The organism is Stenotrophomonas sp. TWI819 (assembly GCF_039673075.1).
Taxonomy (GTDB): domain Bacteria; phylum Pseudomonadota; class Gammaproteobacteria; order Xanthomonadales; family Xanthomonadaceae; genus Stenotrophomonas; species Stenotrophomonas rhizophila_B.
In genome coordinates, this window is record NZ_JBDJKY010000006.1 from 214,495 (window position 1) to 226,300 (window position 11,806).

The 11,806-nt window shown below is 68.2% G+C and carries 11 protein-coding genes; 7 read left to right on the forward strand and 4 right to left on the reverse strand.

Annotated elements, in window-relative coordinates; genetic code table 11:
* Positions 1-47: 47 nt before the first annotated feature.
* A complete protein-coding gene (locus ABE463_RS10625) occupies positions 48-1,064 on the forward strand; it encodes a sugar kinase (protein WP_346468139.1) in 1,017 nt (338 codons plus the stop codon).
* Positions 1,051-1,689, forward strand: coding sequence for a bifunctional 4-hydroxy-2-oxoglutarate aldolase/2-dehydro-3-deoxy-phosphogluconate aldolase (gene eda / locus ABE463_RS10630; RefSeq protein ID WP_346468140.1), 639 nt, complete (start codon positions 1,051-1,053; stop codon positions 1,687-1,689). Before ABE463_RS10625 ends, eda begins: the two co-directional genes overlap by 14 nt.
* Before the next feature lie 19 nt (positions 1,690-1,708).
* On the opposite strand, the gene ABE463_RS10635 is transcribed toward eda, so the two are convergent.
* On the reverse strand, positions 1,709-3,592 hold the full coding sequence (locus tag ABE463_RS10635) for a sigma-54-dependent Fis family transcriptional regulator (protein ID WP_346468141.1): 1,884 nt from the start codon (positions 3,590-3,592) through the stop codon (positions 1,709-1,711).
* Positions 3,593-3,830: 238 nt separating this feature from the next.
* On the opposite strand from ABE463_RS10635, the gene adh reads away from it, so the two are divergent.
* The 4 genes from adh (at position 3,831) to ABE463_RS10655 (ending at position 7,328) form a co-directional block, all read left to right on the forward strand.
* Entirely contained in the window at positions 3,831-5,360 is a 1,530-nt protein-coding gene (gene adh / locus ABE463_RS10640) for an aldehyde dehydrogenase (protein ID WP_346468142.1), read from the forward strand.
* 86 nt (positions 5,361-5,446) lie between these two features.
* On the forward strand, positions 5,447-6,475 hold the full coding sequence (gene adhP, locus ABE463_RS10645) for an alcohol dehydrogenase AdhP (RefSeq protein ID WP_346468143.1): 1,029 nt from the start codon (positions 5,447-5,449) through the stop codon (positions 6,473-6,475).
* Positions 6,476-6,498: 23 nt separating this feature from the next.
* The gene (locus ABE463_RS10650; protein WP_313210550.1) at positions 6,499-6,876 is read left to right on the forward strand and encodes a DUF779 domain-containing protein; all 378 of its coding nucleotides are present in this window, start codon (positions 6,499-6,501) and stop codon (positions 6,874-6,876) included.
* Positions 6,877-6,932: 56 nt separating this feature from the next.
* Positions 6,933-7,328: a hypothetical protein gene (locus ABE463_RS10655; RefSeq protein WP_346468144.1), complete on the forward strand. Its 396-nt coding sequence runs from the start codon at positions 6,933-6,935 to the stop codon at positions 7,326-7,328.
* Here ABE463_RS10655 and ligD read toward each other — a convergent pair whose 3' ends face one another.
* From ligD to ABE463_RS10670, 3 genes are all read right to left on the reverse strand, one after another.
* Complete coding sequence (gene ligD / locus ABE463_RS10660; RefSeq protein ID WP_346468145.1) at positions 7,329-9,881, reverse strand: DNA ligase D; 2,553 nt, start codon at positions 9,879-9,881, stop codon at positions 7,329-7,331. It abuts the gene before it with no gap.
* A gap of 6 nt (positions 9,882-9,887) precedes the next feature.
* Positions 9,888-10,829, reverse strand: a complete 942-nt coding sequence (locus ABE463_RS10665) for a Ku protein (protein WP_346468146.1) — start codon at positions 10,827-10,829, stop codon at positions 9,888-9,890.
* A gap of 95 nt (positions 10,830-10,924) precedes the next feature.
* Positions 10,925-11,320, reverse strand: a complete 396-nt coding sequence (locus ABE463_RS10670) for a hypothetical protein (RefSeq protein ID WP_121043771.1) — start codon at positions 11,318-11,320, stop codon at positions 10,925-10,927.
* A 144-nt stretch (positions 11,321-11,464) separates the two neighbouring features.
* On the opposite strand from ABE463_RS10670, the gene ABE463_RS10675 reads away from it, so the two are divergent.
* Positions 11,465-11,806, forward strand: coding sequence for a hypothetical protein (locus tag ABE463_RS10675; RefSeq protein WP_346468147.1), 342 nt, complete (start codon positions 11,465-11,467; stop codon positions 11,804-11,806).

Sequence of the window (11,806 nt, forward strand, 5' to 3'; positions counted from 1 at the left end):
GCTGTGCGTCCCTGCGGCGTCTGCAGCCCTCACAAGGATCCAGGACCATGAGTCGTGTTGTCTGTTTCGGAGAGTTGTTGCTGCGCATGAGCGCACCCGGTCGCGAGCTGCTGCTGCAGAGCGCCCAGCTGGCGGTCCACGCGGGCGGCGCGGAAGCCAATGTCGGTGTGTCGCTGGCGCACCTGGGGCACGCGGTAGCGGTCGTCAGCACGGTGCCGTGCAACCCGTTGGGCGACTTCGCGCTGGGCGAGCTGCGCCGCCACGGCGTGGACACCACCGCCGTGCGCCGCAGCGACGGCCGCATGGGCCTGTACTTCCTGACCACCGGCGCCGTGCAGCGTGCCAGCGAGGTGGTCTACGACCGCGCCGATTCGGCCTTCGCCAACAGCAGCGCCGCCGATTACGACTGGGACGCGCTGCTGGCCGGCGCTGACTGGCTGCACCTGTCCGGGGTCAGCCCGGCGCTCAACCCGGCCATGGCCCAGGCGACGCTGGCCGCGGCACGCGCGGCGTGCGCGCGTGGCGTCAAGGTGTCCTTCGACGGCAACTTCCGCCCGTCGCTGTGGGCACGCTGGCAGGGCGATGCACCCGGCATCCTGCGCGAGCTGTTCGCCTGCGCCGATCTGGTCTTCGCTGACTACCGCGATATCGGCGTGGTGCTCGGGGGTGAATTCGAGCAGGCCGACGTGCGTGAGCGTGTCGATGCGGCCGCCGCGCAGGCCTTCGCCGCGTTCCCGCGGTTGCAGTGGATGGCCTGCACGCAGCGCACGCCGCACAGTGTGGACAACCACGCCCTCGGGGCGATGCTGATCGGCCGCGACGGCACCCGCGCGGTGGCACCGACCCGCGAAATGCTCGGCATCGTGGACCGTATCGGCGGTGGCGACGCCTTCGCCGCCGGCATCCTGCATGGCATGATGCGCGGCTTCGCGCCGGACGCGATCGTGCGCTTCGGCCTGGCCGCAGGCTGTCTGAAGCACTCGATCCCCGGCGACTTCAACCCTGTCAGCGAGGCTGACATCATGGCCCTGACGGGCGAGGAGCGATTCGATGTCCGGCGCTGATCCGCGCGTACGCGCAGTCCTGAAACTGGCCCCGGTGATTCCGGTGTTCACCCCGGAAAGCGTCGAGGATGCCGTCGAGGTCGCGCGTGCACTGTTCAACGGCGGCCTGCCGGTGATCGAAGTGACGCTGCGCACGCCGATGGCGATGGACGCGATCCAGGCCATGGTCGAAGCGGTGCCCGATGCCGTGATCGGCGCCGGCACCGTGCTGACCGCCACGCAGATGGAGAAGGTCAAGCAGGTGGGCGGGCGCTTTGCGGTGTCGCCCGGCGCGACCGCGCGCCTGTACGCCGCCGCCCGCGATACCGATCTGCCGTTCCTGCCGGGCGTGGCGACCTCCTCGGAGCTGATGCTCGGCCTGGAGCACGGCCTGGATACCTTCAAGTTCTTCCCGGCGGTGCAGGCCGGCGGCGCGGCCATGCTGTCGGCATGGAACGGCCCGTTCGGCGATGTGCGGTTCTGCCCGACCGGCGGCATCAGCGCGCAGACCGCGCGCGATTTCCTGCACCTGCCCAACGTGCTGTGCGTGGGCGGTTCCTGGCTCACCACGCGGGCCCTGCTGCAGGCCAAGGACTGGACCGGCATCGAGCAGCTGGCACGCGATTCGGCGGCGCTGGTCGGCTGATCCCGCACGGCCTGCCGCCTCAGTGGCGGCGGGCTGTCGCACCAACCCGGCGGTACAGCGTGCTGCGGCTGATGCCCAGCGCGCGGGCCGCTTGGGCGACGTTGCCCTGACTGGCGCGCAGCGCTTCGCGCATCGCGGTTTCGGTCATTGCCTCCAACCCTTCCGCGGTGGATGGCAGGGCCGGTGTGGGCGCGGTCTGCAGATGGGCCGGCAGCATGCCGTGCCGGATCACCTCACCCGGATCACTCAGCGCCACCAGCGTGCGCAGGCACGAGCACAGCTGCCGCACATTGCCGGGCCATGTGTAGCCGGCCAGCGCGGCCAGCGCGGCGGCCTCCAGTTGTCGGCCCTGGCCAAGGCGTTGCCACAGGCCCTGCACCAGTACCGCACGGTCGGCATGCTCGCGCAGGGCGGGCAGACGCACGCTGTGATCGGCGATGCGGTAGTAGAGATCGCTGCGGAAGTCACCGGCGGCCATCGCCTGATCGAGATCGCGGTGGGTAGCGCAGATCAAGGCGAAATCCAGTTGCACCGGCTTGCCGCCGCCCAGCGGTGACAGCGTGCGCTCCTGCAACACCCGCAGCAGGCGCGGCTGCAGCGCCAGCGGCATGTCGCCGATCTCATCGAGGAACAGCACGCCGCCCTGGGCCTGGCGAAGCAGGCCGGTATTGCCACTCTTGCGCGCACCGGTGAAGGCACCTTCCTCGTAGCCGAACAGCTCGGCTTCGATCAGGCCTTCCGGCAGCGCCGCGCAGTTGACCGCCACGAACGGTTTGTCGGCACGCGTGCTGCGCCGATGCAGTTCGCGTGCGAACACCTCCTTGCCGGTGCCGGTCTCGCCCTGCAGCAGCACCGGCAGCTGCGCGTCCAGCACGCGGCAGGCCCGCTCGAGCACCTGCTGCTGGGCGGCATCGAACAGGGGGCTGGCATCCACCCGCGCCGCCGCTGCGGCGGCACGCGCGGGTGCGGCGGGGGTCGGACGCGCGGGCAGCGGCGAGCGGACCGTGGCGCCGCCGGCAGGGCTCACGTGGCCGTACAGCGCGCGTCCCTGGCGATCCACCAGCGCGCCATCATCGTGCAGCCGCGAGAGCGGACCATCGAACAGCGCCTCGTAGGGCGCCCTGCCGATGTCGCCGTGGTCCAGCCCGAACAGGGCCAGCCCGGCACGGTTGGCGGCCACCAGGCGGCCATTGCGGAAGCCCAGCACGCCTTCGCGCGCGGTACCGAGCAGGCCGGCGTCGTGATGCAGGCGGACCACCTCGCAATCGCCCAGTCCCGCCTCGAAGTAGCGGTGCTCGATATGCGCCACCGCCTGCCGGGCCAGCACGCGGGCGTGCAAATGCTGCTGGCGCGCGTCGCCGGAGATGTCGAGCACGCCCACACGCTGCCCGTACGGGTCAAAGATCGGCGTCGCCGAACAGGTCAGGATCGCGTGCGGAGCGAAGTAATGCTCGCCGCCACGTACCTCCACCGAGCGACCTTCGACGATGGCGGTGCCGATCGCGTTCGTGCCCACCGTGGTTTCATCCCAGCGCACGCCTGGCATCAACGCCACTCGCCCGGCTTTGTCCAGGAAGGCGGGGTTGCCCTCGGCATCCAGGATCCAGCCGGCTTCGTCGGTCAGCAGCGCGATGCTGCCGGTCGCGGCGATGTCGGCGGCCAGGCCGTCCAGCTCCGGCCGCGCCAGCCGCCACAGCGTTTCCTGGCGCTGGCGCAGCTCGCGCAGGCGTGCGTCCGGCAGCGGCTCCACGTCCGGCTGTGCATCGACCGAGAGCCCGCCGCGCTGGCAGCGCTGCCACGACTGCAGGATGGTGTCGGGCACGCTGCCGACCGGCGCCGCGCCACGCTCGAAAAAGGAGCGTCGCGCATTGCCGACACGGTGCTGGAGCGGGAGCTGGGACACCTGGATTCTCCAGTGTCGCAATCTGCGACAGTTGTAGCGGGGCCTGTTCCGATAAACACCACACCCGGCGTTACCGCGCAATGACCTGCCGTGGTGCACCGCATCAGTTTCCGAGCCCCTCATCAACCGGTACGCCGGGTGACGCCTTGCCGCACTGCACCACACGGAACCTGGCATCGTCCTTGCGCCATGGAACAGACCCTTATCGGGCCTGTCCACCGCCATCCGGAGATGCACCATGAATGCCGTCACATCCGCCAAGCCGCACGCCACCGATCCGCAGTCCATCTTCAAGCCGCGCTACGGCAACTACATCGGCGGGGAGTGGGTGGCCCCGCGCAGCGGCCAGTATTTCGAGAACACCACGCCGGTGACGGGCAAGGTGTTCACCGAGGTCGCCCGTTCCAACGCCGAGGACATCGAAGCGGCGCTGGACGCCGCCCACGCGGCCAAGACGGCCTGGGGCCAGACCTCGACCACCGAGCGCGCCAACATCCTCAACCGGATCGCCGACCGCATCGAGGAGAACCTCGAGCTGCTCGCCCATGCCGAAACCTGGGACAACGGCAAGCCGATCCGCGAAACGCTCAACGCCGACGTGCCGCTGATGGCCGATCACTTCCGCTACTTCGCCGGCGCGGTGCGCGCGCAGGAAGGCAGCCTGTCGGAGATCGACAAGGACACCATCGCCTACCACTTCCACGAGCCGCTCGGCGTGGTCGGGCAGATCATCCCGTGGAACTTCCCGATGCTGATGGCCGCCTGGAAGCTCGCGCCTGCGCTGGCCGCCGGCAACTGCGTGGTGCTCAAGCCGGCCGAGCAGACCCCGGCGTCGATCCTGGTGCTGATGGAGGTGATCGGCGATCTGCTGCCCAAGGGCGTGCTCAACGTGGTCAACGGCTTCGGCGTGGAGGCGGGCAAGCCGCTGGCCTCCAACCCGCGCATCGCCAAGATCGCCTTCACCGGCGAGACCACCACCGGCCGCCTGATCATGCAGTACGCCAGCCAGAACCTGATCCCGGTGACGCTGGAGCTGGGCGGCAAGTCGCCGAACATCTTCTTCGCCGATGTGATGGCCGAGGACGATGACTTCCTCGACAAGGCCGTGGAAGGTTTCGTGCTGTTCGCCTTCAACCAGGGCGAGGTCTGCACCTGCCCCTCGCGCGCGCTGATCCAGGAATCGATCTATGAGAAATTCATGGAACGTGCGCTCAAGCGCGTGGCCGCGATCAAGCAGGGCAATCCGCTCGATCCCAACACCATGGTCGGTGCGCAGGCCTCCTCCGAGCAGCTGGAGAAGATCCTTTCCTACTTCGACATCGGCCGGCAGGAAGGGGCGCAGGTGCTGATCGGCGGTGAGCAGGCCAAGCTCGAGGGCGACCTGGCCGGCGGCTTCTACGTGAAGCCGACCGTGTTCAAGGGCCACAACAAGATGCGCGTGTTCCAGGAAGAGATCTTCGGGCCGGTGGTCTCGGTGACCACCTTCAAGACCGAGGAAGAAGCACTGGAGCTGGCCAACGACACCCTGTACGGCCTCGGTGCCGGCGTGTGGAGCCGCGATGCCTCGCGCCTGTACCGCATGGGCCGCGGCATCCAGGCCGGGCGGGTGTGGACCAACTGCTACCACGCTTATCCGGCGCATGCCGCCTTCGGTGGCTACAAGCAGTCGGGCATCGGCCGGGAGAACCACAAGATGATGCTCGACCACTACCAGCAGACCAAGAACCTGCTGGTCAGCTACTCGCCCAAGAAGCTGGGCTTCTTCTGAGCCCGCCCCGGGCTTGATCCCGATCAAGGCGCCGGCATGCGGCCGGCGCCACAGTGCAGTGATTGGCAATCCACGGAGATCCACGCATGAACAAGACCATGAAGGCCGCTGTTGTCCGCGAATTCGGAAAGCCGTTGCGCATCGAGGAAGTCGAGGTGCCGCGTCCGGGACCCGGCGATATCCTGGTGAAGATCGAAGCCTGCGGCGTGTGCCACACCGACCTGCATGCGGTGGACGGTGACTGGCCGGTCAAGCCCAACCCGCCCTTCATTCCCGGCCACGAGGGCGTGGGCCATGTGGTGGCGGTCGGCGCCGGGGTCAGCCATATCCGCGAAGGCGACCGTGTCGGCATCCCGTGGCTTTATTCGGCGTGCGGCTACTGCGAGCACTGCCTGGGCGGCTGGGAAACCCTGTGCGAAGCCCAGCAGAACACCGGTTACTCGGTGAACGGTGGCTTCGCCGAATATGCCTTGGCCAATGCAGCGTATGTCGGCCTGCTGCCCAAGGGCGTGGGCTTCATCGAGGTCGCGCCGATCCTGTGCGCCGGCGTCACGGTCTACAAGGGGCTGAAGGTCACCGATACCAAGCCCGGCCAGTGGGTGGTGATTTCCGGCATCGGCGGGCTGGGCCACATGGCCGTGCAGTACGCCAAGGCGATGGGCCTGAACGTGGCCGCAGTGGATATCGACGACGGCAAGCTCGCCCTGGCCGAGCGGCTGGGCGCGACGATCACCGTCAACGCGCGCAACACCGATCCGGCCGCGTTCCTGAAGAAGGAGATCGGCGGGGCGCACGGTGCACTGGTCACCGCGGTCTCGCCGAAGGCCTTCGAGCAGGCACTGGGCATGGTCCGTCGCGGCGGCACGGTCTCGTTGAACGGCCTGCCGCCGGGCAACTTCCCGCTGGACATCTTCGGGATGGTGCTCAACGGCATCACCGTGCGTGGCTCGATCGTCGGCACCCGCCTGGACCTGCAGGAATCGCTGGCGTTCGCCGAGCAGGGCAAGGTCACCGCGACGGTCACCAGCGATTCGCTGGAGAACATCAACGACATCTTCGCGCGCATGCAGGCCGGCAAGATCGAAGGCCGCGTGGTGCTGGACATGAGCGCGTAACCGGCGCCCATGGCACCCCGATCATGACCGACCTCCCGCTCCAGGTGATGGCCACCCTCCCGGCCCTGCAGCTGATCGAGACACTGCAGGCCCGCCACGGCGACCTGCTGTTCCACCAGTCCGGTGGCTGCTGCGACGGCTCCTCGCCGATGTGTTTCGCCCAAGGCGATTTCATCGTCGGCGACCGTGACGTGCGCATGGGCGAGATCGGCGGGGCGCCGTTCTACATCAGCCCCGCGCAGTTCGAGTACTGGAAGCACACCCAGCTGATCATCGACGTGGTGCCCGGCCGGGGTGGCATGTTTTCGCTGGAGAACGGCGAGGGCGTGCGCTTCCTGGTCCGCTCACGTTTGTTCAGCGATGAGGAGTTCGCCCGGCTCAAGGCCGCCGGCCGGGTCTGAAACACGCTGCGGCAACCCGTCCATAATGGCGGCTCTCCCGCCGTGATGTCGCCGCCATGCCTGTGTGGTCCGCCCTGAAGAATCCACTGCTGTCCGTGCTGGCCGTCGTGTTCGCGTTCGCGGTGATGGTGCTGGTCAACAGCCTCGGTTCGTGGCTGGTGCCATTACTGCGCATTCCGCCGGGCGGCGAGCCGCAGCTGGCCTGGGACCTGGCCTGGACGATCCTCAGCGGCATCGCCGCGATCGCCTTTGCCAGCCGTTATGCGCCGACCTGGCCGCGTAGCCACGGCGGCGTGGTGTGGGCGGTGATCGCGGCCGCATCGATCTACACCGCCTGGGATTTCGGCAGCGATTTCCCGTTCTGGTTCGTGGTGATCCTGCTGGTCTCGCTGCCGGTGCAGGCATTCGTGGGCCTGTGGGTGGGCACGCGGTTCCGGCCAGCGCGCGCCTGATCAGCTGCCGGGCAGCGCCTGCTTCACCTGCGCGATGCCCGCCCACGGGTCCTGCTTCAACCGCTCCGCGCGCTGCAGTGCCTTCGCCATCGGGAAGGCGTCCGGCGCCGCGATGCGACCCAGTTCTTCCCAACGCAACGGCACCGCCACACCGGCACCCGGCCGCGCCCGCAGCGACCACGAGCTCACACTGGTGGCGCCACGCGCATTGCGCAGCCAATCGATGAAGATCACCCCGTCGCGCTTGGCCTTGCTCATCGTCGCCACATAGCGCTCCGGTGCCTGCGTCGCCATGGCCTGCGCGAAGGCCTCGCAGAAGTCCTTGGCGTGCGCCCAGTCGGCCTTGGGCTGCAGCGGCACCACCACGTGCACGCCCTTGCCGCCGGAGAGCCTGACGAAGCTCTCCAGCCCGGCTTCCTGCAGGCGGGCGCGCACATCGCGTGCGGCGGCCTTGATCTGGGTCCAGTTCACGCCTTCGCCGGGATCCAGATCGAACACCAGCCGGTCCGGGTGCTCGGGATCCTCGATAGTGGCCCCCCAGGGATGCAGCTCCAGCGTGTTCATCTGCACCAACTGCAGCAGCCCCTCCACATCCTCGATGTACAGGTAGTCCTCGCGCCCGCGCTTCTGCTCCAGCGGGATCGCCTTGACCGCACCGCCCAGCCCGGTGCCATGGTGCTTCTGGAAGAAGCAGGGCTTGTCGACCCCGTCCGGGCAGCGCAGCACCGACAGTGGACGGTGCGCCACCTCGGGCAGGATCCAGCGCGCCATGCGCCGGTAGTAGTCGGCCACTTCGCCCTTGGTGATCTTCGCCTTGGCGAACACCACGCGTTGGGGACGGCTGATCGCCACGGTGCTCTCTTCCTGCGCAGCCGCGGCCTTCTTCCGGCCGCTGGTTCTGGCCGGCGTGGCGGTGGCAGCGGCAGTGGCGGTGGCTGCCGCGCCCAGATCCTTCGGCTGTTTGTCTTCGCGCAGCCGCTTGAAGCTGGCCTGGCGCAGCAACCCTTCCTTGGCCCAGCCGCGGAAAGCGACCTCTGCCACCAGCGCCGGCCTCACCCAGTGCACGCTGCGCGCGGTGAACGGCACATGCGCGGGCAGCTCCACCACTGCGTCCTTCACGGTCAGGGGCGTGAGTTGCTTGGTCAGCGCGCGCAGCGCGGCATCGTCGAAGCCGGTGCCGACGCGGCCGACATAACGCAACCCGCCCTTGTCCGGTGTGGCCATCAGCAGCGAGCCGAAACCGCTGCGCGATCCCTTGGGCTCGGTATAGCCGACGATGAGGAACTCATCGGTGTTCTCGTGCTTGATCTTGATCCAGTCGCGTGAGCGTGCGTTGACGTAGGGCGCATCGATCCGCTTGCTGATGATGCCTTCGAACCCGGCCTCGCCACTGGCGGCGAACACCGCCGGGCCGTGGTCGCGCACATGATCGCTGTAGGCCAGGGTGTCCGGCTTGCTGCCCAGCAGGTCCTTGAGCAGCGCCTTGCGCTCCAGCAGCGGCACCCGGCTGACATCCACACCGGCGATGCCCGGCATATCGAACACCACATAGCGCAGTGGCTGTTTCGCGGTGCCGTCGATGACCTTCTGCAACGCGGTGAAGTCACTGCGGCCCTGCGCATCCAGCACCACCAGTTCACCGTCCAGGCGCAGATCGCGCACCGGCAGCCGTTCGATCGCCTGCACCACCTCGGGGAAATCGTCGGTCCAGTTCAACCCGCCGCGCGAGCGCAGCGCAACCACGCCCTCGCGTACGTCGGCGAGCAGGCGATAGCCGTCCCATTTGATCTCGTGCAGCCACTGCTCGCCGTCCGGCGCGGTGGCACGGTGGTCGGTCAGTTGCGGCTTGAAATCATGCGGGTAGGGCCTCTCGCGTGCCCCTTCAAGCGCCAGCGCGCGTTTGGACCAGCGCGCATCGACCTTGCGTGCGGCACGGGTCGTCACCGCCTTGGCGGGGGCGGTTTTCCTGGCCGGGGCGGCCTCCGTTGTGTTGGCAGCGGCGGCCTTCCTGGTGCCCGTGCGCTTGGCGGCCTTCGGTGGCGCCTCCAACAGATCATCGGCCTCCATATCCCTTGCCTCATCGTCATCGCGTTTGATCAGCAGCCACTGGTGCTGCTTGCCCTTCATGGCGGTGCGCACCAGTTTCCAGCCACCTTTGAGCCGCTCACCGTGCAGCACGAAGTCCACCTTGCCAGCCGCGATCGCCTCCAGCGGATCGCCATCGCAGGCCCAGGTACCGTGGTCGTAGACGTCCACATGCCCGGCACCGTAGTGGCCGCTGGGGATATCGCCGGCGAACGTCGCATAGGACAGCGGGTGATCCTCCACCTCCACGGCGAGCCGTTTTTCGCCGACACGCAGCGAGGGGCCCTTCGGTACCGCCCAACTCTTGAGCACGCCGTCAGCTTCCAGCCGGACGTCGTAATGGCGCGAACTGGCATGGTGCAGCTGCACCACGAAGATCGGTCGCCGCGCCGGCGCACCGCGGCGCTCGGCGTCCGGCTCGGGGGTGCCGTCGAAACGGCGTTTACGGCGGTATTCCTGCAGGGACACGGCGGCTTACCCGGCTTTGCGCGCAGGCGCGCGCTTGGGGGTCTTCTTGGCCGCCTTGCCTGCTGTCTTGGTCGCCTTTTTGGCGGCGGTGGGTTTGGCGACCTTGGCCGTGGCCTTCTTCGCCGCTGTCTTTCTGGCGGCCGGCGTGCGCTTCTTGGCATCCAGGCTCTTCTGCAGCAGCGACATGAAATCGACCACGTTCGTCGCATCGTCCTCGCGCGGGACCGGCTCCTCCTCCACCTTGGTGGTGCCGCCCTTGGCCTTGATCCGCTTCTTCAGCAACGTGTGCAGGCGCTCGCGGAATTCATCGTGGTACTCGTCCGGCTTCCACTCGCCGGACATCGACTCGATCAGCTGCTCGGCCATGGCCGTTTCCTTGCTGGTGATGCGGTACTCGGACAGGCTGCCACTGGGCAGCTTGTAGTCCTCCGGGTCCACCAGTTCCTGCGGATAGCGCAGGATCATCAGCACCAGCGCATCGCCGTGCGGCATCACCGCGCACAGGTACTCGCGGGTGCGCACCACCACCCGCGCGATGCCGACCTTGCCGGTACTGCGCAGCGTCTCGCGCAGCAGCACGTAGCCTTTCTCGGCTTTCTTTGCGGGCACCAGCAGGTAGGGCTTCTCGTAGTAGCGCGGATCGATCGTGCCGGCATCGACGAAGGTCTCCACCTCGACCGCCTCATGGCTTTCCGGCGCGGCCGAGCGGATGTCGTCCTCTTCCAGCACGACGTAGCTTCCCTTGTCGTACTCGTAGGCTTTGACGATGTCCTTCCACGGCACTTCTTCGCCGGTATCGGCGTTGACGCGCTCGAAGCGGATCGGCTTGCGGTCGCGCGAATCCAGCATCCGGAAGTGCAGATCGACGTTGCGCTCGCCGGACATCAGCGACACCGGGACATTGAGCAGCCCGAATGACAGCGTGCCGGTCCAGATCGGTCGGGCCATGGTGGCGCCACTCCAACACTACAGGGAGGGCAGCTGTACCGCGCAGCACGTGAAACGCCTGTGTCCGGGCTGTGCAGGCCGGCTGCACGCCGCGGCTACTGCAGCAGGCCGTGCACCGCCGCCGCCGGCATGTGGTCCAGCGCCAGCCACGCGTCTTCGACCACGGCGCGGGCCTGGTGCCAGCCCAGTCGCGACTGCCCGCGCATCTGTTCCCAGTGCTCGGCCAGCTCGCCATCGGTGTCATCGGCACCGCGCGGCCAGTCCGCGTAGTGCGTGGTCAGTGCGAACGCGTAAGCGGGATAGAGGTCGCGCCAGCTGCGCCGGCCATGACTGCGGCGCTGCTCGTAATCGCTGCGCATGTACTGCAGGTAGTCCTGTGCAACCGCCTGTGCATCCTCGGCACGGTCACGGCGCGCACGGCGCCCGCTCCGTTCCGGCTGCAGGTAGGCGTTGAACAACGCGGGTGCGGCACGGCGGTCCAGGCGGGGCATGACACGACTCCGACAGCGGCGGGGCAAGCAGGAATAGACCCGCCGCCGTTATCCAGCCGTGACAGATTCGTTGCTGCGGCGGGATTCGCAGCGACTTCACCCGCCGCGCGCTGTACTGGAGGGCACCGCTACTGGAGAACTCCCATGCCCCGCGATCCCCTGCGCGACGCCACCGCCCCAGTCCCCGGCGAGCAGCGCGCCAAACATGACAACCAGGACGCCGAAGACCGCGGTGCCGGCATGTCCGTGCCCGACGACGCACCCGATCACCTGCCCGTGGCGGTCACCCCGGACTCGGTCCCGCGCGACCGCAAGGATTCGGCGGCCGGCGAGAAAGGCCCGGCCGGTCATCATCGCCGCGAAGATGAATACCAGCGCCGCCAGCGCAAGGAACACGCCAGCGACAACCAGGACGAGGCGCTGGAAGAGACCTTCCCGGCCAGCGACCCGACCTCACCGTTCGTGCCGGCCAAGCCGCCGGGCTAG